This window comes from Streptomyces sp. NPDC055962 (genome assembly GCF_042270185.1).
Taxonomy (GTDB): Bacteria; Actinomycetota; Actinomycetes; order Streptomycetales; family Streptomycetaceae; genus Streptomyces.
On sequence record NZ_JBHJYN010000007.1, the window covers coordinates 264,320 to 284,288 of the forward strand.

The 19,969-nt window shown below is 72.7% G+C and carries 19 protein-coding genes; 12 read left to right on the forward strand and 7 right to left on the reverse strand.

Annotation, left to right across the window (positions count from 1 at the left end; translation table 11 throughout):
- Positions 1-17: 17 nt before the first annotated feature.
- On the forward strand, positions 18-2,018 hold the full coding sequence (locus ACFC51_RS21920) for an NAD-binding protein (protein ID WP_376530343.1): 2,001 nt from the start codon (positions 18-20) through the stop codon (positions 2,016-2,018).
- A 150-nt stretch (positions 2,019-2,168) separates the two neighbouring features.
- On the forward strand, positions 2,169-2,816 hold the full coding sequence (locus tag ACFC51_RS21925) for a dihydrofolate reductase family protein (protein ID WP_376367733.1): 648 nt from the start codon (positions 2,169-2,171) through the stop codon (positions 2,814-2,816).
- 97 nt (positions 2,817-2,913) lie between these two features.
- Here the strand turns inward: ACFC51_RS21925 and trpS are convergent, their stop codons facing one another.
- Positions 2,914-3,972 carry a tryptophan--tRNA ligase gene (trpS, locus tag ACFC51_RS21930; protein WP_376367732.1) on the reverse strand — a complete coding sequence of 353 codons (1,059 nt, stop codon included), beginning with the start codon at positions 3,970-3,972 and terminating at the stop codon, positions 2,914-2,916.
- A 426-nt stretch (positions 3,973-4,398) separates the two neighbouring features.
- Here trpS and ACFC51_RS21935 point away from each other — a divergent pair, with 426 nt between their 5' ends.
- From ACFC51_RS21935 to ACFC51_RS21955, 5 genes are all read left to right on the forward strand, one after another.
- Positions 4,399-5,499 carry an LLM class flavin-dependent oxidoreductase gene (locus tag ACFC51_RS21935; protein ID WP_376367730.1) on the forward strand — a complete coding sequence of 367 codons (1,101 nt, stop codon included), beginning with the start codon at positions 4,399-4,401 and terminating at the stop codon, positions 5,497-5,499.
- 5 nt (positions 5,500-5,504) lie between these two features.
- Positions 5,505-6,164 carry an FMN reductase gene (locus ACFC51_RS21940; RefSeq protein WP_376530345.1) on the forward strand — a complete coding sequence of 220 codons (660 nt, stop codon included), beginning with the start codon at positions 5,505-5,507 and terminating at the stop codon, positions 6,162-6,164.
- 71 nt (positions 6,165-6,235) lie between these two features.
- Positions 6,236-6,721: a TetR/AcrR family transcriptional regulator gene (locus ACFC51_RS21945; RefSeq protein WP_376530347.1), complete on the forward strand. Its 486-nt coding sequence runs from the start codon at positions 6,236-6,238 to the stop codon at positions 6,719-6,721.
- A 1-nt stretch (position 6,722) separates the two neighbouring features.
- Positions 6,723-7,088: a hypothetical protein gene (locus ACFC51_RS21950; RefSeq protein ID WP_376367725.1), complete on the forward strand. Its 366-nt coding sequence runs from the start codon at positions 6,723-6,725 to the stop codon at positions 7,086-7,088.
- A gap of 87 nt (positions 7,089-7,175) precedes the next feature.
- Positions 7,176-7,598, forward strand: coding sequence for a universal stress protein (locus tag ACFC51_RS21955; RefSeq protein ID WP_376367723.1), 423 nt, complete (start codon positions 7,176-7,178; stop codon positions 7,596-7,598).
- A 143-nt stretch (positions 7,599-7,741) separates the two neighbouring features.
- Here the strand turns inward: ACFC51_RS21955 and ACFC51_RS21960 are convergent, their stop codons facing one another.
- A complete protein-coding gene (locus ACFC51_RS21960; protein WP_376367721.1) occupies positions 7,742-8,158 on the reverse strand; it encodes a hypothetical protein in 417 nt (138 codons plus the stop codon).
- Positions 8,159-8,279: 121 nt separating this feature from the next.
- On the opposite strand from ACFC51_RS21960, the gene ACFC51_RS21965 reads away from it, so the two are divergent.
- From ACFC51_RS21965 to ACFC51_RS21975, 3 genes are all read left to right on the forward strand, one after another.
- Positions 8,280-9,149 (forward strand): hypothetical protein, encoded by an 870-nt coding sequence (locus ACFC51_RS21965; RefSeq protein WP_376530414.1) that lies wholly within the window; start codon positions 8,280-8,282, stop codon positions 9,147-9,149.
- Between the two features lie 297 nt (positions 9,150-9,446).
- On the forward strand, positions 9,447-10,388 hold the full coding sequence (locus ACFC51_RS21970; RefSeq protein ID WP_376530349.1) for an NADP-dependent oxidoreductase: 942 nt from the start codon (positions 9,447-9,449) through the stop codon (positions 10,386-10,388).
- A gap of 33 nt (positions 10,389-10,421) precedes the next feature.
- Complete coding sequence (locus ACFC51_RS21975) at positions 10,422-10,667, forward strand: DUF2630 family protein (protein ID WP_376367717.1); 246 nt, start codon at positions 10,422-10,424, stop codon at positions 10,665-10,667.
- 121 nt (positions 10,668-10,788) lie between these two features.
- On the opposite strand, the gene ACFC51_RS21980 is transcribed toward ACFC51_RS21975, so the two are convergent.
- Both ACFC51_RS21980 and ACFC51_RS21985 read right to left on the reverse strand, forming a co-directional pair.
- Entirely contained in the window at positions 10,789-11,739 is a 951-nt protein-coding gene (locus tag ACFC51_RS21980; protein WP_376530351.1) for an SGNH/GDSL hydrolase family protein, read from the reverse strand.
- Between the two features lie 364 nt (positions 11,740-12,103).
- Entirely contained in the window at positions 12,104-12,733 is a 630-nt protein-coding gene (locus ACFC51_RS21985; protein ID WP_376530353.1) for a TetR family transcriptional regulator, read from the reverse strand.
- A 97-nt stretch (positions 12,734-12,830) separates the two neighbouring features.
- Between ACFC51_RS21985 and ACFC51_RS21990 the strand changes: the two genes are divergently transcribed.
- Positions 12,831-13,889, forward strand: coding sequence for an NAD(P)-dependent alcohol dehydrogenase (locus ACFC51_RS21990; RefSeq protein ID WP_376367712.1), 1,059 nt, complete (start codon positions 12,831-12,833; stop codon positions 13,887-13,889).
- A 47-nt stretch (positions 13,890-13,936) separates the two neighbouring features.
- On the opposite strand, the gene ACFC51_RS21995 is transcribed toward ACFC51_RS21990, so the two are convergent.
- Together ACFC51_RS21995 and ACFC51_RS22000 are read right to left on the reverse strand one after the other, a co-directional pair.
- Positions 13,937-14,341: an RNA-binding S4 domain-containing protein gene (locus ACFC51_RS21995; protein ID WP_376367710.1), complete on the reverse strand. Its 405-nt coding sequence runs from the start codon at positions 14,339-14,341 to the stop codon at positions 13,937-13,939.
- Between the two features lie 423 nt (positions 14,342-14,764).
- On the reverse strand, positions 14,765-16,825 hold the full coding sequence (locus ACFC51_RS22000; RefSeq protein ID WP_376530355.1) for a PhoX family phosphatase: 2,061 nt from the start codon (positions 16,823-16,825) through the stop codon (positions 14,765-14,767).
- A 278-nt stretch (positions 16,826-17,103) separates the two neighbouring features.
- Between ACFC51_RS22000 and ACFC51_RS22005 the strand changes: the two genes are divergently transcribed.
- On the forward strand, positions 17,104-18,810 hold the full coding sequence (locus ACFC51_RS22005; RefSeq protein WP_376530357.1) for a VWA domain-containing protein: 1,707 nt from the start codon (positions 17,104-17,106) through the stop codon (positions 18,808-18,810).
- Here the strand turns inward: ACFC51_RS22005 and ACFC51_RS22010 are convergent.
- Entirely contained in the window at positions 18,744-19,940 is a 1,197-nt protein-coding gene (locus ACFC51_RS22010; RefSeq protein ID WP_376530417.1) for a sensor histidine kinase, read from the reverse strand. The two genes, ACFC51_RS22005 and ACFC51_RS22010, sit on opposite strands and share 67 nt — an antisense overlap.
- Positions 19,941-19,969: the final 29 nt, after the last annotated feature.

A 19,969-nucleotide genomic window follows, 5' to 3' on the forward strand; every position in this document is an offset into this window, starting at 1 on the left:
CGGAAGGAGCACCAGGCATGCTGGGTTTCGTGTCCCCACTCCCTCAGCCGCCCCAACGCCCGCCGTCCGAGGGCCACATGGTCGTCTGCGGTGATGACGCCCTCGCCCGCCGACTGGCCGTGGAGCTCCGCTACGTCTACGGCGAGCGGGTCACGCTGGTGATCCCGCCGGGCGGCGAGACCGCCCGTCCCGAGCTTCCGCTGACCCAACGGGCCCGCGCCGCCGCTCTCTTCGGCCGGATGTCGGCGGCGATGAACCGCAACGGCGCACCCGGCGAGGGCGACACGAACGCCGGGGTGGAATCCGTCCGCATCATGGAGGCACCCGAACCGTCCGACGACGTCCTGACCGAGGCGGGCGTCGACCGGGCGGCGGCGCTCGCCCTGGTCCACGACGACGACGAACGCAACATCCGGGCCGCCCTGACGGCCCGCCGTCTCAATCCGCACCTCCGGCTCGTCATCCGGCTCTACAACCGCAAGCTCGGCCAGCACCTGGAGACGCTGCTCGACCAGGCGGCGGCGCTCGCCGCGCCCGGCATCGACCAGGCGGCGCTGGACGCGTCGACGACCGTCCTGTCCGACGCCGACACCGCGGCCCCGGCACTGGCCGCCACCGCCGTGACCGGCAGCAGCAAGGTCATCCAGGCCGAGGGACTCCTGCTGCGTGCCGCCGAGCGCACCCCGCCCCGGCCGGGGGAGCTCGCCGACCCCGGGCTGTGCACCCTGGCCCTGCTCTCCTCCACCTCCCACGACCCGGCCGGCGCCGAGGGCTCCGACAGCAGCGGCGCCGACGGCCCCCAGCTCCTCCCGGACCGGGCCACGGTGGCGGCCGCCACCGGCCGGGGCACGGTCGTCCTGGAGACCGTCAGCACGGCGGGGGCCGACCGGGGCCCCAGGCACATGGGCGGCCGGGGCGCACCGCTCGGCCACATCTTCTCGCGCAGGCTGCGCTGGTCGGCGGCGGGTGTCTTCTCGGCCGTCCTGGGGCTGGCCGTCGCCTCCGTCGTCACCACCGGCGACAGCCCGCTGCACGCCACCTACCTGACCCTGCTCGACCTGTTCGCGATGGGTGACCCGGCGGCCGACGGGGCCCCGGTGTCCCGGCAGATCATCCAGCTCCTCTCCGGCACGGCGGGACTCCTGCTCCTGCCCCTGCTGGTCGCCGCCGTCCTGGAGGCCTTCGGCACGCTGCGCGGCGCGTCCTCGCTGCGCCGCCCGCCGCGCGGACTGTCCGGCCACGTGGTGCTGCTCGGCCTCGGCAAGGTCGGCACCAGGGTGCTGGTGCGGCTGCGGGAGATGGGCATCCCCGTGGTGGTCGTGGAGGAGGACCCCGAGGCGCGCGGCATCCCGCTGGCCCGCAGCCTGCGCGTCCCCACGGTCATCGGCGACGCCACCCAGGAGGGCGTCCTGGAAGCGGCCAAGATCCACCGGGCCCGGTCCCTCCTCGCCCTCACGAGCGTCGACACCACGAACCTCGAAGCGACGCTGTACGCGCGCTCCGTCGTCTCCGACCTGCACGTGGCCCTGCGGTTGTACGACGACGAGTTCGCCACGGCCGTCTACCGCACCCTGCGCACCGCCCATCCGGGGGCGGTGACCCGCTCCCGGTCCGTGTCCCACCTGGCCGCCCCCGCGTTCGCAGGAGCGATGATGGGCCGCCAGATCCTGGGGGCGATCCCGGTCGAGCGCAAGGTGATGCTGTTCGCGGCCCTGCTGGTGGAGGGCCACCCCCAGCTGGAGGGCCGGACCGTCGAGCAGGCGTTCCGGGCCGGCGCCTGGCGGGTCCTGGCCCTGGACGCCACCCCGCCTGCCGACCGCCTCCCGGACCTGGCGGCCGTTCCGCCGTACGACCCGCTCGACCCGGCGGCGAGCGGGCCCCCGGACCGGCACGGCGGCCTGGTGTGGGACCTGCACCCGGGCTACGTGCTGCGGCGGGAGGACCGCGTGGTCATCGCCGCTACCCGGCGCGGTCTGGCCGAACTGCTGCGCGGGCAGCGGTCGGTGATCCGGCGCTGAGCGGCAACCCACGGCGGGGGACGCCCGCACCGTGGGCCCTCGGCTGCCGTACATGCTCGACGGGAAGGACCCGGCACGGCGACGAGTTCCGCCGGCCCGGCCGGTCCACCCTTCGCCCGTCGTCCGAGGGCACCGAACAGAAGGAGAACCATGAGTCAGCTACTGCGGGTCCAGAGCTTCACCGTCTCGGGTGACGGGTTCGGCGCCGGCGAGGGCCAGAGCCTGGAGACGCCGTTCGGCCACGCCGATCCGGGGGACATGTTCGCCTGGGCCATGGCCACCGCACACCCGCCCGTCCCCCGCTCCGGAGCCGGTGGCAGCCGGGGAGTGGACGACTACTTCACGCGGGACCACGCCCGTAACATCGGCGCCGAGATCATGGGCCGCAACAAGTTCGGGCCGCAGCGCGGACCCTGGCAGGACCACACGTGGCAGGGGTGGTGGGGTGAGGAGCCGCCGTTCCACACGCCGGTGTTCGTCATGACGCACCACGGGCGTCCGTCGTTCACGCTCTCCGACACCACGTTCCACTTCGTCGACGGCGAGCCCGCCGCGGTGCTCGCACGGGCGAAGGAGGCCGCCCGGGGCAAGGACGTCCGGCTCGGCGGCGGGGCCACCGTCATCCGGCAGTTCCTCGACGCCGGCCTCGTCGACACCCTGCACGTGGTGGTCCTGCCGACGGAGCTCGGCTCGGGGGCCCGGCTGTGGGAGTCCCCCGACGAGCTGCTCGACCGGTTCCACCAGGACGTCGTCCCCAGCCCGAGCGGGGTGACGCACCACTTGTTCTGGCGGAAGTGAGGCAGGGCCGGGCCGCCCGGCCCCGGGTGGAGGCGGACGGCCCGGCCTCGGGTGGAGGCGTACGGGCCGCCGGTGCGGCGGCCCGTGACCTGCCGGGCTAACGGAACATGCCCATCGCCTCCCGCACCTCCTGGAGGGTCGCCTCGGCCACGGCGTTCGCCCGCTCGTTCCCGGCGCGCAGCACGTCCCGTACGTAGCCCATGTCCTGGGCGTACTCCGCCCGCCGGGCGCGGATCGGGGCCATCGCGCCGTTGACGGCCTCCGTGGCGGTCCGTTTCAGACCGGCCGCACCGCTGTCCCCGATCTCGTCGGCGAGTTCGTGCGGATCGCGGTCGAGACAGAGCGCGGCCAGAAGGACCAGGCTCGACACCCCCGGCCGCAGTTCGGGGTCGTAGGTGATGTGCCGGTCGCCGTCGGTGGTCGCGCCCCTGATCAGCCGGGCGGTCTCGTCCGCACTCGCACGCAGGGCGATGGAGTTGTTCCGGCTCTTGCTCATCTTGGTGGCGTCGGTGCCGAGCAGCAGGGGCGCGGCGGAGAGCAGTGCGTCGGGTTCCGGGAAGACGTGTCCGTACCGCTCGTTGAAGCGCCGGGCGACGGTGCGGGTGATCTCCAGGTGCGGCAGCTGGTCCTGGCCCACGGGAACGAGGTTGCCCTTGCAGAACAGGATGTCGGCGGCCTGGTGCACCGGGTAGGTGTACATGAGACCGCTGACGGCGGACTGCCGGGAGTGCGCGATCTCGTCCTTCACGGTGGGGTTGCGTCCGAGCTCGGCGACGGAGACCAGCGAGAGGAACGGCAGCATCAGCTGGTTGAGGGCCGGGACCGCGCTGTGGTTGAACACGGTGCTGCGGGCGGGGTCGATCCCGATGGCGAGGTAGTCCAGGAGCAGACCCTCCACGTGTTCGGTGAGCCGCTCGGCGACGTCCCGGTCGGTGAGGACCTGGTAGTCGGCGACGAGGACGAAGACGTCCACGCCGAGGTCCTGGAGCCGCACCCGGTTGTGGAGGGTGCCGAAGTAGTGCCCGAGGTGAAGGGCCCCGGTGGGCCGGTCGCCGGTGAGGACACGGAAGCGGCCGGGGTCCTCGGCGAGCTGTCGCTCCAGCTCGGCGCTGCGGCGTGCGGCAGGGGTGGCGGGCAGGTCGGTGGTCGTGGTCACGGGGCTCTCCTCGCTGGTGGTGTACGCGTGGAGGACGGCCCGCCGGGGGCACCGGGGCAACAGGAAGGGCCGTCCGAAGATCGAACGGCCCTGGTTCCGCGCAGGTGGGGTGGCCGCTCCTAGGAGGAGCGCCACCAGGTACGGCACGGTACGGAGGTCATGCGGCGAGTCTAGCGCGCACCGGCTCCCCGGGCCGGTGAAAAGGGCACGGGCGGACCGGGAACCGCTCACCGCCACGACCGTGCACGCACGGGCAACCGCCCGGCGCTGATCAGCTACCCGCCGGCGCGACCGTCGGCGTAGAACGGGTCCACACGCCCCCGCTGTGCCGGACCCGGCGACGGACGGAATAGAGAAGGGGGGCACCCCGTTGTAGGGTGTGTTCACATAGTTCAACGTTCAACAAATACTCTGGAGGCGGGCGCCATGCAGTTCGGGATCTTCACCGTCGGGGACGTCACCACCGACCCCACGACCGGGACGGCACCGAGCGAGAACGAGCGGATCAAGGCGACCCTCGCGATCGCGCTCAAGGCCGAGGAAGTGGGCCTGGACGTCTTCGCGACCGGTGAGCACCACAACCCGCCGTTCGTCCCGTCCTCCCCGACGACCACGCTCGGCTACATCGCCGCCCGCACCGAGAGGCTGATCCTCTCCACCTCCACCACGCTGATCACCACCAACGACCCGGTGAAGATCGCCGAGGACTACGCCACGCTCCAGCACCTGGCCGACGGCCGCGTCGACCTGATGATGGGCCGCGGCAACACCGGGCCGGTCTACCCCTGGTTCGGCAAGGACATCCGCCAGGGCATCCCGCTCGCGATCGAGAACTACGCGCTGCTGCACAAGCTGTGGCGTGAGGACGTCGTCGACTGGGAGGGGAAGTTCCGCACCCCGCTCCAGTCCTTCACCTCCACCCCGCGGCCGCTGGACGGCGTCCCGCCGTTCGTCTGGCACGGCTCCATCCGCTCCCCGGAGATCGCCGAGCAGGCGGCGTACTACGGCGACGGGTTCTTCCACAACAACATCTTCTGGCCCATGGAGCACACCAGGAAGATGGTCGACCTCTACCGGCGCCGCTACGCCCACTACGGCCACGGCACCGCCGAACAGGCCGTCGTCGGACTCGGCGGCCAGGTGTTCATGCGGAAGAACTCGCAGGACGCGGTGCGGGAGTTCCGCCCGTACTTCGACAACGCGCCGGTCTACGGGCACGGGCCCTCGCTGGAGGACTTCACCCAGCAGACCCCGCTGACCGTGGGCTCCCCGCAGGAGGTCATCGAGCGGACCCTCTCCTTCCGCGAGGACGTCGGCGACTACCAGCGCCAGCTGTTCCTGATGGACCACGCGGGCCTGCCGCTCAAGACGGTCCTGGAGCAGCTCGACATCCTGGGCGAGGAGGTCGTGCCCGTCCTGCGCAAGGAGTTCGCCCGCCTGCGCCCGGCCGGAGTGCCGGACGCCCCCGTCCACCCCGCGGTCGCCGCCGCACGCGCCGCCGCCACCGCCGACCCGAAGGAGCTCTGAGCACCGTGCCCGTCACCGCCCCCCTGAGGATCGTCGCCGTCGCCGCCGGCCTCAGCAGCCCCTCCTCCACCCGGCTGCTGGCCGACCGGCTCGCCGAGGCGGCGCGCGAGCGACTGGCGGACACCCAGGACCGCCGCGTCGAGGTCGAGGTCGTCGAACTGCGCGACCTGGCCGTCGACATCGCCAACCACCTGGTCACCGGCTTCCCGCCGGCCGGCCTGAAGAAGGCGATCGACGCGGTGACCGGGGCCGACGGCCTGATCGCCGTGACGCCCGTCTTCACCGCCTCCTACAGCGGCCTGTTCAAGTCCTTCTTCGACCTGGTCGACAACACGGCACTGACGGGCAAGCCCGTCGTCATCGCGGCCACGGGCGGAACGCCCCGGCACTCGCTGGTCCTGGAGCACGCGATGCGCCCGCTCTTCGCCTACCTCCGGGCCGTCGTCCTCCCGACCTCCGTGTACGCGGCGTCGGAGGACTGGGGCTCGCAGGGCGACGAGTACACCGAGGGCCTGCCCTCCCGCATCCGGCGCGCCGGCGGCGAGCTCGCCTCCGCCGTCACGGGACGGACCGTCTCCGGCGCCTCGCGGACCCTCACCCTCGACGACGGCGAGGACACGGTCGTGCCGTTCGCACAGCAGCTGGCGGAGCTGCGGATCAGCTGACGGCAGACACCCCGGCAGTTTGAGAACGATCATTCTTGACCGATCGTTCTCAAACTGTGTACCGTCGGGACATGGGACGACCCCGTGCATTCGACACCGACCGGGCCGTCGGCGCCGCGGCCGCCCTCTTCGCCACCTGCGGCTACGAGGGCACCTCCATCGACGACCTCACCACCGCCACGGGCATGCACCGCGGCAGCCTGTACAACGTCTTCGGCTCCAAGCGGGGCCTCTACCTGGCCGCCCTCCGTGCCCATATGGACCACGAGATCCTTCCGGGCGCCGCCGCCGTCGGCTCCCTCACCGATGCCGGGCAGGCGCGGGCGTCGGCGACCGCCGCGTTCGACGGCGGCCCGGCGGCCGGACTCCTCCTCCTCGCCGCCGTCGAGCGCGCGCCGCAGGACCCGGAGGTCGCCGAACTGGTCGCGGAGGGTTTCACGGCGCTGGAGAACGCCCTTCGCGCCACCCACCCCGACGACGCCGCCCACGTCACCTCCACCGTCATCGGCACGCGGCTCCGCCTGCGCGCCCGTCCGACCACTCCGCAGGGGAACTGACATGGCTCTGATCGCCGTCGACCACGTACGCGGCACGCTGACCGTCCGACTGACCGGCCTCGACAGGCTGTGGGCGCTCAAGGGCCGGGTCGAGGTGCCGCTCGCCCTGGTGCGGGGCGCCACCCACGACCCCGGCATGGCCCACGAACGCAAGGGCGCCAAGCTCGGAGGCACCCACATGCCCGGCGTCATCACGGCCGGGCGGTTCCGCCGGAACGGGGAACTCGTCTTCTGGGCGGTGCGGAAGCCGGCCGACACCGTCGTCATCGAACTCGCCGAGGGCGCCCCGTACAGCCGCCTCGTCGTCGGCACCGCCGATCCGCGAGCCTCCGTGACCCTCGTCGAACAGGCCGTCGCCGCCGCCTGACGTTCGGGACCACCGGACCTCCGGACGACCACCGTGACTAGAGTTGTCATGAGATGCCGGAAAAGTCCGAACGAGCTGGAGGCAGACATGGGCAGGATCGTCGTGGGCGTGGACGGATCGGACGCGTCGGTCAAGGCACTGCGCTGGGCCGTACGCCAGGCCGAGCTGACCGGTGACACCGTCGAGGCGGTCAACAGCTGGGAGTACCCCTCGACCAGCTGGGCGTCCATGATGCCGGGCATGCCCGAGGACTTCGACCCGCAGGCGGTGGCGACCGTGGCCCTCACCGAGGCGCTGGAGGAGGCCCTCGGCGCGGAGGGCGCCGCGGCCGTCGAGAAGATCGTGGTGATCGGCAACCCCGCCCAGTCCCTGCTGGACCGCTCCGAGGGTGCGAATCTGCTGGTCGTCGGCGCCCGTGGCTACAGCGGTTTCAAGGCGACGCTGCTCGGCTCGGTCAGCCTCCACGTCACCCAGCACGCGACCTGCCCGGTCACAGTCGTCCACGACTGACCGTACGCCGCCCCGCATCCGTCCCCGCCCGCACCGCGCTCGCGCGCGCCTCCGCGCCGGGCGGGCGGTGCGGGGCGCGTCGTCGGCCCCGCGAGGCAGGGTGACCCTGCCCCGCGCCCCTCGCTCCTGCGAGGACCTCCAGGTCAGTTCTCGCGCGTGTAGTAGAGGTAGAACATCGTGCAGAACATCCCCGCTCCGACCACCAGTCCGAGCAGGCCCGAGGCCAGCACGCTGTTGCCGTGCAGGCTGTAGAGGAAGCCGACCGCACCTCCGGCCAGCACGCCGAACGCAGCGGCGCGCAGCTCGCGCGGCAGCGCCCACCTCACCTGCACGAGGGCGTAGCAGAGCACGGCGAAGGCGACCCCGGAGATGACACCGAGCCAGATCTGCCCACCGGTGGTCGCTCCGCCGTCCCGCTTGATGAAGAAGGCCCAGAAGCCGAGGATCACACCCAGCGCGAGGGGCGTCGCCCAGGCGAGCGGGGTGTGGCCGTGGACCTGGCGTTCGGGGGCGGGGGCCCGCGCTGGTCGGCGCGTCGGCATCGTTGCGTGTGTGGCCATGGCGCACAGCTCCTTCCGTCGCCCCCGTGTTCCTCCAGCGCACACCCGGCCGGGCCACCCGGCAACTCGAATGGCGTACGGTCCCCGGCTCTGTGCCCCCGGACGGGATTGGCTGGTGCCTGTGCGGAACTGTCTCTCGGTGGCCCTGTCCGCGGCACTGCTCGTCCTGCTGGCCGTGCTGGTGCCGCTGAGCGCGCTCTCCGCCTGGGTCGACCTGGAGCTCGACGACACCGACCGGTATCTCGCCGCCGTCTCCCCGCTGGCCTCCGACGCGGACGTGCAGGACACCGTGGCAACCCTGGTCACCGACGAGGCGATGAAGAACATCGACGCCGGGCCGCTCCAGGAGACCGTGAGGAAGTTCCTGCACGAGACCGCCCTGTCGTTCACCACGACCGAGGCGTTCCAGCGTGTCTGGGACAGCGCGAACCGCGCGGCGCACCAGGCCGTGACGGACTCGCTGCACGGGGACGACGGGCAGGCCGTCACCATCGATCTGGCGCCGGTGATCGAGGAGGTCAAGAAGGAACTGGTCAGCAGCGGGGTGCCGTTCGCCGATCAGATCCCGGTCCAGGAGACCTCGATCACCGTGCTGCCCGCCGACCGCGCCGACGACCTCCGGTCCTCCTTCCAGTGGCTGCGGTACTGCAGTGTCTGGCCGGCCGTGGGGACGGTCGTGCTGCTCGTCCTGGTCCTGGGCCTCTCCCTGGTGCGCGGCGGCCTGCGGGCCTTCATGACGACCACGGCCGTGGTCGGCGGCGGTCTCGTGCTCGGCGCGGCCCTGCTGCGGATCGCCGTGGCCGTCGGCCGCGACCGGGTGCTGGACGAGGTGCCGGGCACCGACGAGGACGGGGCCTCCGCCGTCTTCGACGCCCTGACGTCCTCCCTGCGGACGACGGCGTGGATCGTGCTGCTCGTGGGCGCGGTCCTGGTCGTCGGCGGCATCGTGGGCCGGGTCGTGGCGGCCCGCCGCGCCAGGACCCCCGCGTGACCAGCGGTGCCGGCCCGCTCGCCCCGAGGTGCGTGCGGGTCGGGTCGTGGCGGTCCGCCGCGGCAGGGGCGCCCGCGTGAGCAGCGGTGCCGGCCCGCTCGTCCCGAGGTGCGTGCAGGCCGGGTCGTGGCGGCCCGCCGCGCCAGGACCCCCGCGTGACCAGCGGTGCCGGCCCGCTCGCCCCGAGGTGCGTGCCGCAGCGGCCGAACCCGCGGTACGGGCCCGACATGCGCGGGTGCGTGGGCCGGGCGACAGTGGGATGCGTGAGTGCAGGGGGCGACTGAGAGGGTCTGCCGTATGCGAGCCATCGCTGTCAGCGCGTTCTGTGCGGAGCCCTGTCTCGTCGAGATCCCGAAGCCCGATCCCGAGGCGGGCGAGGTGCGGGTGAAAGTGGAGTACGCGGCGCTCAACCCGCTCGACTGGCAGACCGCCGACGGCCCGCCCGGCGGCGCCGTCCCGCATGTGTTCCCGCTCGTCCTGGGCACCGACTTCGCGGGCCGCGTGGACATGATCGGCAGCGGCGACAACATCTTCCGGGTCGGCGACCCGGTCTTCGGGCGGGTCACGGCACCGCCTCTGGGGAGGTGCGGGGCGTACGCGGAGTACGTGTGCGTCCCCCAGCGCTCCCCGATCGCCCTGGTCCCGCCCGACCTGCCGCTCCGGATCGCGGCGGCGCTCCCCTCGGCCGGGACGACCGCCGCCCAGATCCTGTCGAGCACCGCCGTGCGCAGCGGGCTGAGCCTGCTGGTCGTCGGGGCCACGGGCGGTGTCGGCAGCTTCCTGACGCAGCTCGCGGCCGCCCGCGGCACCGGTGTCGTCGCCGCCGTACGGGGGGACGAGGGCCGGCGGATGGGGGAGCTCGGCGCCACCGCCACCGTCGACACGACGGCCGGTGCGCAGGCCATGGAAGCGGCGGTGCGCGACCTGTACCCGGACGGCGTCGACGCCCTCGTCGACCTCGTCTCCACGGACGCCGCGTCGTTCGCCGCGTACGCCTCCCTGGTGCGCGACGGCGGGGTCACGGTCACCACCCGGGGTGTCCCCGCACCCCCCGGCGTCGCCTGGACCGACTTCCGGCTCGCCCCGAGCGCCGTGCTGCTGGAGGAGCTGGCCGCGGAGGTGGCCCGTGGGGAGCTGGGAGTCCCCGTCGACATGGAACTCCCCCTGGAGAAGGCTCCGCAGGCACTCGCCCAGAACCGTGCGGGCGGGGCGCGCGGCAAGACCGTCTTCGTCATCTGACAGGCACGAAGAACACCCGACCGGGAGAGGCTCATGGCCGACCAGGACATCTTCGAGGACATCGACCGGCTGATCAGCGAGGAGCGCACCCTGCGCGCCCGTTCCACCGCGGCGCTGGGCCTCTCCTCCGAGGAGCGGTCACGGTTGCGCGAGGTGGAGGTCCGTCTCGACCAGTGCTGGGACCTGCTGCGCCAGCGCCGCGCGCTCAGCGAGTACGGCGAGGACCCGTCGGAGGCCAGGGTGCGCCCGGCCGACGAGGTCGAGGGCTACCAGAGCTAGGTCAGTTCTCCGGGACGTGGGGCGCCGGGTCCAAGGGGGGCCTGGAACGTGAGACGGCCTCCGGCCGGCGCCGGAGGCCGTCTCGCTGCCGGATCGCCCCAGGGGTGCGTCGGGGGTCGGCTCAGGCGATGGTGTTCAGCATCGCCTCTTCGACGTGGTCGGCGGCACTGCGGTGTCCGCGGGCGTTGGGATGGACGAAGGACAACTGGTCGGGGAGGGTGACGAAGCCCTCGACCCACTTGGCGTCATCGCAGACACTGTGGTTCCTGGAAGAGGTGTAGAGGTCGACGAAGCTCGCGGCCTCCTGTGTGCCGGCCGACTTCTCGATGGCCTTGTTCAACGGCTCCAGGATGTCGGTGCGCAGCCACGCCAGGTCCCCCTGGGTGATGGTGCCGAACTTCGTGATGTCGCCGTAGGCGCACTTCGTGGTGTCCTCGGGGACGATCGTGGGGTAGCCGATGGCCAGGATCTTCGCCTTCGGCGCGCGCTCGTGGAGCACGGTGAGCATGCGGTCGTACTCCTTGCTCACCCTGTCCAGCCGGGCCTGGATGCCGGAGCCCAGGGCGTCCTTGCACGGGGTTCCCCTGCCGTCGTTCTCGCCGCCCAGTTCCGGGCACTTGGCGAGGATGTCGGCGAAGCCGAGGGTGTTGCCGCCCACGCCGACGGTGATGACGTTCGTGTCGGGGCCCACTGCCTCGGACTGCGGAGCGACTGCGGGGAAGGGATAGTCCGGGTCCTCGGAGATGGGCGGCAGGTGACGGCCGATCGGGTTCTGGGGGGTGTCGGTGACGTTCTCGATGGTGGCGGCGCCGCAGCTGACGTCGGTGAGGTCGAAGAGGCCGCCCAAGTCGCGTTCGATGACCAGGGGGTAGGACCGGTCGGTGCGCTCACAGCCGTCACGAGGGACTTCGAAGATGTCACCCGCGGCGCGGATGACACCGGCGGTGTACGAGTCGCCCAGAGCGACCCACTGGAGATCAGCGGCAGCCGCGGGCTGGGCACCGCCGAGCTGGACGGCGGCGAGGGCTGCGGCCGAACTGAACAGGGCGAGACGGGTACGGAAGCGGGCCATGGCATCTCCAGGTGGGGGTGACGATTCCACCTCGACCATATACACAGAGTGACGGATCATGGCGATTCTGTCACTCGAAGTAATCCCTTCGAGGTACGGTCCGGGGGAGCCTCCCAGGTTTCCCTTTCCTGATCCGGTAGCAGAGCCCCCTCGGCGTCGGCTCCCCACGGGAACGGCGGCACGGCGGAGCGCGGCCTGACGAGCGACGACCGGTTCGGCGCGCATCCCACGTCGGCGGAGGTGGCTTCGGATCGCACGCGGCGAATGCGCACGGTCGACGGCGCCGTATCGGGACGGGCCCTCAGCCTCCCCGCCCCCCGGGCGACCCACGGACGGCCGCCGCGCGGACCTCGGACGCTCCCGCTCAGGCCGGGCCCGGGGCCCGGACACCCTGCCCCGGACCCGGCTGTTCGGGCGCGGTGGCCTGCCGCACGCACGCGCGCAGGAGGGTGCGGCGCTGTTCGTGCACCTCGGCGGGTTCGTCGGCCGTCGCCGCGTACACATTGCTGACCGGCGACCAGGCCATCGACATGGCGATGACCAGGGCCATCACGTCGAACGGATCCCCCTGCCGCACCCGGCCGGCCTCCTGAGCCTCCGCGATGAGACCCAGTTTGCGGTCCTCCAGGCCACGCCTCTCCGGCGCGAGGGGGCCGGCCGGCCGGCGTTCCAGGCGCGCCCAGGTGGCCAGCCGGATGAGGTCGGGGCGCAGGAGGTACTCGTCGTAGAGGCGCACCGCCCAGTCCGCCAGATCGTCCGCATCGATCGGGACGACGTTCATGATGCGCTCCAGCGAGGCGAAGAAGATCGCGTCGAAGAGCTTCTCCTTGTTGCCGAAGTAGGCGTAGAGCTGCGCCTTGTTGGTCTGCGCGGCGGCCACCATCCGCTCGATGCGCGCACCGGCGATCCCGTACGCGGCGAACTCCTGCGTCGCCGCGTCCAGGATCCGCTGGTACGTCGCGGCGCCACGCGAGGTCATGGGCTGGTCCACCATGCCCGTGACGTTACCAGACAGAACGGTTTGTTTGCTTCTCGCGAGGGGTGCGCCTACTGTCGAATAGACAGAACAGTCTGTTTGAAGGAGCTCCACTGTGCGTACGACATCCGGCTGGCAGGCCGACCGGTCCACGGGAGCACTCCGGCTCACCTCACTGGAGCGCCGCGACCTGCGCCCCGACGACCTCGCGGTCCGCGTGGACCACTGCGGCGTCTGCCACTCCGACCTGCACGCCTTGAACGCCTGGCGCGACCGGGGGGACGCGGAGGAACCCGCGCTCGTACCGGGACACGAATTCACCGGCGTCGTCACCGGCACCGGATCCGCCGTCACCCGGTTCGCGGTCGGCGACCCGGTGGCGGTGGGCAACATCGTCGACTCCTGCGGCACCTGCCCGATGTGCCTGGCCGGCCAGGAGAACTTCTGCCGCGCCTTCCCGACCCTGACCTACGGCGGCACCGACCGGCAGGACGGCACCGTCACGCTGGGCGGCTACTCCCGCGAGTACGTCGTCCGCGACGCGTTCGCCCACCGGCTGCCGCCCGGGCTGGACCCGGCCGGCGCCGCACCCCTGCTCTGCGCCGGCATCACCGTCTGGGAGCCCCTGCACGCACTGGGCGTGGGCCCCGGCAGCAGCGTGGGCGTGGCCGGGCTGGGTGGCCTGGGCCACCTCGCGGTCAGGATGGCCGTGGCCCTGGGCGCGACGACCTCGGTCATCAGCCGCTCCCCGGACAAGGCCGAGGACGCACGCCGCCTCGGCGCCCACAGCCTCGTCGTCTCCACCGACGAGGCACAGATGGAGGCGGCCCGGGACGGATTCGACGTCGTCATCGACACCGTCTCCGCCCCGCACGACCTCGGCCCGTACCTGCGGCTGGTCGCCCTGGACGGCACTCTCAGCCACCTCGGGCATCTCGGACCGGTCACCGTGAACACCATGGACCTGCTGATCGGCCGGAAGAAGCTCAGCTCGGCGGGGAGCGGAGGCCGGCCCGCCACCGCGGCCATGCTGGAGTTCTGCGCCGAGAAGGGGATCACCGCCGAGATCGAGGTACTCCCCTCCGCCCGGGTGAACGAGGCCCTCGACCGGCTCGGCCGCAACGACGTGCGCTACCGGTTCGTCCTGGACCTGTCCGACCTGGACCGGGCCTGAGGCCGCAGGGCCGAGCAACCACCCCGGGGCGGCCGGGGGCGGGAGACCTAGCCCTGGTCGGGGCCCCGCCCCTGGAGGCGCTCCATCTCGCGGCGGTCCCGCTTGGTCGGGCGCCCCGTGCCCCGGTCGCGGACCGGCACCTGGACCGCCGCCTCGCGGGGCGGCGGGGGCGGGCTGTTGTCGACGAAGCACTCCGCCGCGACCGGCGGCCCGACGCGCTTCTTCACGATCCTGGAGACGACGACGATCCTGTCCCGGCCCGCGTGCCGCAGCCGCACCTCGTCGCCGGTGCGCAGGGCCTGCGCGGGCTTGGCCCGCTCGCCGTTGACCCGCACATGCCCCGCGCGGCAGGCGGCAGCCGCCTGCGACCGGGTCTTCGTCAGCCGGACCGCCCAGATCCAGGCATCGACCCGGACACTTCCCTCCGCCTGCGGCGCCTCACCGGAAACCATGCGTCCGACTCTAATGCGGTGAGGCGCCGCGGACGGGGCCGGGAAGCGAAGTCCCCGATGCCCTCGGACACAGGGCATATGTCCGTACACGGGGCAGCAGTCCGTCTCCCGCCCGCACCCGGAGCAGCCTCCGACCCGGACGTGCTCGCCGGATCAGGTGATTCGTGTCCCTCCCGGTCCGGCGAGACGCACGAGGCCGCCTTCGGGCGACCGGCGGGACAGGCCGCGAGGCGGGTTCCGCGAGCCCGCCGTCCCCTTGCGGTGGTCCTCCGTGGGCGCCGGTGTACCGGCCGGTGGCCCTGACAGGGCATCAGGACCACCGGCCGGTCACGCGGGCGACAACACGCCTGCGTTCACCGGCATGCGTCCGGACGGCGGCAGCCGGTCCCGCACCGCACCGGCACGTCCGGAGGAGGGTCCGGCTCAGACCCCGATGTCGCCGCCGTCCTTGCGCCACACGGCCACGACCGACGGCCGGACGATCCTGCCCGGCCCGTCCGGCCAGACGCTCGCCGGCTTCTCCACGGAGGCTCCGTCGACCTCGCCCGGGTGCTGCACGGCGACCAGGACGCGACGGTCCTGGATCACCGGACCGCAGGTCTCGGCCCCCGTGGGCACGGTCAGGAACTGCTTGAGCTCTCCCCGGCGCTCGCCCTGTGTGGCGACGCCGAACAGCCCGTCGTGCGAGCCGAGCTGATTGCCGTCCGTGGAGATCCACAGGTTGCCGTGGTCGTCGAAGGCCACGTTGTCCGGGCAGGAGATGGGACTGACCTTCTCCTTGGGGAAGCCGGAGAAGTACGTCGACGGGTCCTCCGGGTCGCCCGCGACGAGGAACAGGCGCCAGGCGAAACCGTCTCCCGCCGGGTCGTCCCAGTGCTCCGCCAGTTCGAGGATCTGGCCGTGCTTGTTGGCGTTGCGGGGGTTGGCCTCGTCCGCGCCGGCCTTGCCCGCCTTGCCCCGGTCGGTGTTGTTGGTGAGCGCGATGTAGACCCGGCCGGTGCGCGGCGAGGGCTCGACGTCCTCCGGGCGGTCCATCTTCGTGGCACCGACCTTGTCACCGGCCAGACGGGTGAAGACGTAGACCTCGTCGGCCGTCATGCCCGGCACGTGCGAGGTGTCGCCGGTGGCCAGCGGGATCCAGACGCCGCTGCCGTCGAACTCGCCGTCCGAGGGGAGCTTGCCCGTGCCGTCGAACTCGGCCGCCGGGGAGTCGCCCGTCAGCTTGGCGACGTACAGCGTGCCCTCGTCCAGCAGGGTGAGGTTGTGCTCCCGGGCGGCCCGGGAGTTCCCCTTCTTCATCCGCTTGCTGGAGACGAACTTGTAGAAGTAGTCGAACCTCTCGTCGTCACCCATGTAGACCACGGGGCGGCCGTCGGAGGTGAGCCGGGGCTGCGCCGCCTCGTGCTTGAAGCGGCCGAGCGCGGTCCGCTTGCGCGGCGTGGAGTCGGGGTCGTACGGGTCGAGTTCGACGACCCAGCCGAAGCGATGTGCCTCGTTGGGCTCCTGTGCCAGGTCGAAGCGCTTGTCGAACCGCTCCCACTTGCGCTCCGTCGCGGCCGTGCCGATGCCGTAGCGCTTGTCGGTGTCGCTGGAGCCGTTGGCGAAGTACTGGTTGAAGTTCTCCTCGCCGTGCAGCGTGGTTCCCCACGGAGTGGTGCCGCCCGCACAGTTGTTGAGGGTGCCGAGGACCCTGCTCCCGGTGCGGTCGGTGGAGGTGCGCAGCAGCGGGCTGCCCGCGGCCGGGCCCGTCATCCGGAACTCGCTGGTCGCGGTGAGGCGGCGGTTCAGCGGATGGCGGTTGACCGGGGTCAGCCTGCCGGTGCGGTTCTCCTCCTGGACGACGACCACGGAGAGTCCGTGGGCCGCCCAGGCGACCTCGACCTGTTCGCGCGTCGGACTGGCCGGATCGTAGCCACGGAACATAAGGATCTCGTCCGTGTACTCGTGGTTGGCGACCAGCACCTGGCGCCCGCGCTCGCCCTGGAGCGGCAGCAGGGAGAGGAAGTCGTTGTTGTAACCGAACTGCTTCGCCTGCGCCTTCGCGGTCTGCTTGTCCGGGTCGAAGGCGGGAGCACCGCGCAGGATCGGTTCGCCCCAGCGGATCACCACGTTCTGGCCGTATCCCTCGGGGATCGTGACCCTGTCGTCCTGGTTGGGGGCTACGGCCGCGAAACGCAGGCCCCGGGCACCCGAAGGGGTGGGCTTCGGCCTGCCCGCGGTGCGTCCTGCGGGCGCTGCGGCCTCGGCGCGCGGGGCGGCCGGACCGCCGCCGAGCGCGGCGGTTCCGGCGGCCGCGACGGTCACCACGGCGGCGGCCCGCATCATCGACCGGCGGGACAGGGCACCGGCGATGATGTCGCCGGCGTACTCGTTGTCGCTGGTGTTCGGCGTCTCCTGGAAGCAGGCGTCGCCGCAGCGGTAGCGGCAGGTCAACGCCGATCGCCCGCCCGGGTGCGAGCCGATGAGCGGCAGCAGTTCGCGCACTTTTCCGTCCCTCCGTCTGTGTGTCACGCGTGACGGTAGGGGCGCATCCACGCCATACGTGGGACTGCTGGTGAACAAGGGGTGAAGTCCGGGACACCGCTGCCCTCCCGGCTTCCAGGGCTCGGTTACGACTCGGTTGGAGCTCGGTTGACGCAGGGGCGGGCCGCGCAGCCGAACGGCCGGATCCGGCCGCTAACCTTACGTATCCGCCCTGGCCAGGGATCAATTCCCGCAGTACGGACATTTATCGCACCCAACTCATGCGAAAGGCCTCGCCCATGGGCATTCGGAGCTTGCTGCGCAAGGTGTTCGGCCGGACGGAGCAGGACGAGCCGGCCACGGCCACCGTCCCGCCCCAGGCCGAGCGCACCCAGCCCACGGAGCCGGAGCCGGACACCGCCACTTCGGCGGCCGAGCCCGCGAAGGCCTCGGTACCGGCCCCCGCCTCCTCCTCGGACCGGTCCACCGGTGCCGAGCACGACAGCGGACAGGCGTCGGACCTGGTGGCGGCGGCCTTCGACAAGGCGGCCGCGACGTCGGCGACCGCACCGGTCTCCACGCCCGCGCCGCGGGTACCGGCCCAGGGGTCGGACCCGGAGGCGAAGTCGGCCGCGGGCGCCCCGGACGCCGTGCAGGACGCACCCGTGGAGACCGCCGCCGAGGCGGAGCCGGTCGCCGCGACACCGATCACGATCGATATGGACCCGGAGCCGGAGCCGGAGCCGGAGGCGGAAGCAACCGTCGTCGTGCCTGAGGAGACGCCCGCCGCCGCACCGGCGACGGAGCCGGAGGCCGCGTCCGAGGCAACTCCCGGGGCCGGCCCCGCCGAACCGGCCGGACTCGCCGCGCCCGACGCCGTGTCACCCGCGTCCGAGGAGCCTTCCGCCGACGAGGCGAAGGCCGAGGCTGCTTCCGAGCCGGCCGTCGCCGACGAGGCGCCTCAGGCTGCCCCGGTCACCGAGGCGGCCGCCCCGGCCGCCACCGAACGCGTCGTGGAACCCGCACCCGTCGCCGAGGCCACACCCGAACCCGCCGTGGAACCCGCACCCGTCGCCGCGCCCGAGCCGGTCGCCGCCGCGCCGGTCGCCGCACCCGAGCCCGAACCCGTCGTGGAACCCGCGCCCGAGCCGGTCGCCGCCGCGCCGGTCCCCGCACCCGAGCCCGTCGCCGCCGCGCCCCTCGTCGAGCCCGCGCCCGTCGCCGCACCCGCGCCGGTCGCCGAGCCCGACCCCGTCGCCGCCGTGGCGGAGGCCGCCGTCGTGGCCGCTCCCGTCGCCAAGGCCGCTCCCGCCGGCAGGCCCGCCGTCACCCTCGCCCGGGTCAAGACCGCGGCACCCGCGCTCGTCGCCCCGTACAAGGCGGCGCAGGCCGGGCTCAAGGCCCTCGGTCTGACCGGGCTGCGGGCCACCGTCTACCTGGTGCTCGACCGGTCCGGCTCCATGCGGCCGTTCTACAAGGACGGCAGCGCCCAGCACCTGGGCGACCGCACCCTGGCTCTGGCCGCGCAGCTGGACCCGAACGCCACCGTGCCCGTCGTCTTCTTCTCGACGGACATCGACGGCACCGGGGCGATCGACCTCACCTCCCACGAGGGCCGGATCGACGAGCTGCACGCGGGACTCGGCCGCCTCGGCCGCACGAACTACCACCGTGCCGTCGAGGAGATCGTCACGCACTACGAGAAGTCCGGCGCCACCGGACCCGCGCTGGTGATCTTCCAGACGGACGGTGCCCCGGACGCCAAGGTGGCGGCCAAGCAGGCCCTGGCGGACGCGGCACGTCTGCCGCTGTTCTTCCAGTTCGTCGCCTTCGGCGACGAGGACGCCAAGGGCTTCGACTTCCTGCGCAGGCTGGGCGCCGGCAACGCCGGGTTCTTCCACGCGGGTCCCGCGCCGCGCGAGGTGCCCGACGCGGCCTTCTACCGGGAGGTGCTCGCCGGCCTGCCCGCGTGGGCCGCCGCCCGCGGAGTCACCGCGGAGGACTGATCCACCGGCAGCCGTACGGTCACGGCGAGCCCGCCCTCCGGGCCGGGTACCGCCGTGACCGTGCCGCCGTGGGCCACCGCGATGGACCGGACGATCGACAGCCCGAGCCCCGAGCCCTGCCCCATCCGGTCCCGCCCCTCCCCCCGCCTGAACGGCTGGAACAGTTCGGCGATGTTCCCCTCGGCCACCACCGGCCCGGTGTTGCGGACCGCCAGGGTCCCGTCCGCCGACAGCGACACCCCCACCCGGCCGCCCGGCACGTTGTACCGCACCGCGTTCGACAGCAGATTCGCCACCAGTTGCGCGAGCAGCTGCCGGTTCCCCCGCACGACGCAGGACCCGGCCGTGACCGTGATCTCCGGCCGGGACACGACCGGCGGCCATGCCGCAGCCGGGGGCCTGGCGGCCTCCTCCGTGACCACCTGCCCCAGGTCGACCTCCGCGCGCTCGCTCCGCGCCAGCCCCCGTTCGCTGCGTGCCAGCACCAGCAGGCCCTCGATGAGCCGCTCACTGCGCCGGTTGTTGTCCAGCAGCGTCTGCCGGGTCCGTACGAGGTCCTCCGGCGAAGGGTCGTCGAGGCCCACCTGGATCGCCGCACGCTGGGTCGCCAGCGGGGTCCGCAGCTCGTGCGAGGCGTTCGCGATGAACCTCCGCTGGCTGTCGAAGGCCTTCTCCAGGCGCGCCAGCAGCGCGTCCAGCGTCTCCCCCAGCTCCTTCAGCTCGTCGTCGGGACCGCTGGACGCGATCCGCTCGTGCAGGGTGTGCTCGGAGAGCCGCCGCGCCTTCGCCGTCATCGCGTGGACGGGCCGCAGCACCCGCCCCGCGGTCCACCAGCCCACACCGACCGCGCACCCCGTCATGACCAGCAGCGCCGCCGCCGACCAGTACAGGAGCTCCCTGCTCGCGGCATCACTGACGTCGTCGGTGACGTCGTAGACCGTGGGCGGACCGAGGCGGCCCCGTGCGTGGAGCGGGCCGTTGACCGCGAATCCCGGCTGGGCGACGGCGGCGGAGGTGGCGATGGCCCGCGCCCGGGAGTCCGTACCGGCGCGCGAGGCCAGATTGACGGTGGCGAGCAGCGCCGTGCCGAGGACCAGGAAGACGCCGCCGTACACGAGGGCGATCCGCATCCGGATCGTCGTGTGCCGGACCGGTGGCG

Bases quoted from the DNA above. Each gene is read 5' to 3' on its own strand.
- ACFC51_RS21970 (WP_376530349.1), top strand. From the start codon at position 9,447: ATGCGAGCCATCGCTGTCAGCGCGTTCTGTGCGGAGCCCTGTCTCGTC.
- ACFC51_RS21920 (WP_376530343.1), top strand. From the start codon at position 18: ATGCTGGGTTTCGTGTCCCCACTCCCTCAGCCGCCCCAACGCCCGCCG.
- ACFC51_RS21945 (WP_376530347.1), top strand. From the start codon at position 6,236: ATGGGACGACCCCGTGCATTCGACACCGACCGGGCCGTCGGCGCCGCG.
- ACFC51_RS22010 (WP_376530417.1), bottom strand. From the start codon at position 19,940: ATGCGGATCGCCCTCGTGTACGGCGGCGTCTTCCTGGTCCTCGGCACG.
- ACFC51_RS21985 (WP_376530353.1), bottom strand. From the start codon at position 12,733: ATGGTGGACCAGCCCATGACCTCGCGTGGCGCCGCGACGTACCAGCGG.
- ACFC51_RS21960 (WP_376367721.1), bottom strand. From the start codon at position 8,158: ATGGCCACACACGCAACGATGCCGACGCGCCGACCAGCGCGGGCCCCC.
- ACFC51_RS22005 (WP_376530357.1), top strand. From the start codon at position 17,104: ATGGGCATTCGGAGCTTGCTGCGCAAGGTGTTCGGCCGGACGGAGCAG.
- ACFC51_RS21935 (WP_376367730.1), top strand. From the start codon at position 4,399: ATGCAGTTCGGGATCTTCACCGTCGGGGACGTCACCACCGACCCCACG.
- ACFC51_RS21950 (WP_376367725.1), top strand. From the start codon at position 6,723: ATGGCTCTGATCGCCGTCGACCACGTACGCGGCACGCTGACCGTCCGA.
- ACFC51_RS21995 (WP_376367710.1), bottom strand. From the start codon at position 14,341: ATGGTTTCCGGTGAGGCGCCGCAGGCGGAGGGAAGTGTCCGGGTCGAT.
- ACFC51_RS21925 (WP_376367733.1), top strand. From the start codon at position 2,169: ATGAGTCAGCTACTGCGGGTCCAGAGCTTCACCGTCTCGGGTGACGGG.
- ACFC51_RS21980 (WP_376530351.1), bottom strand. From the start codon at position 11,739: ATGGCCCGCTTCCGTACCCGTCTCGCCCTGTTCAGTTCGGCCGCAGCC.
- ACFC51_RS21955 (WP_376367723.1), top strand. From the start codon at position 7,176: ATGGGCAGGATCGTCGTGGGCGTGGACGGATCGGACGCGTCGGTCAAG.
- ACFC51_RS21975 (WP_376367717.1), top strand. From the start codon at position 10,422: ATGGCCGACCAGGACATCTTCGAGGACATCGACCGGCTGATCAGCGAG.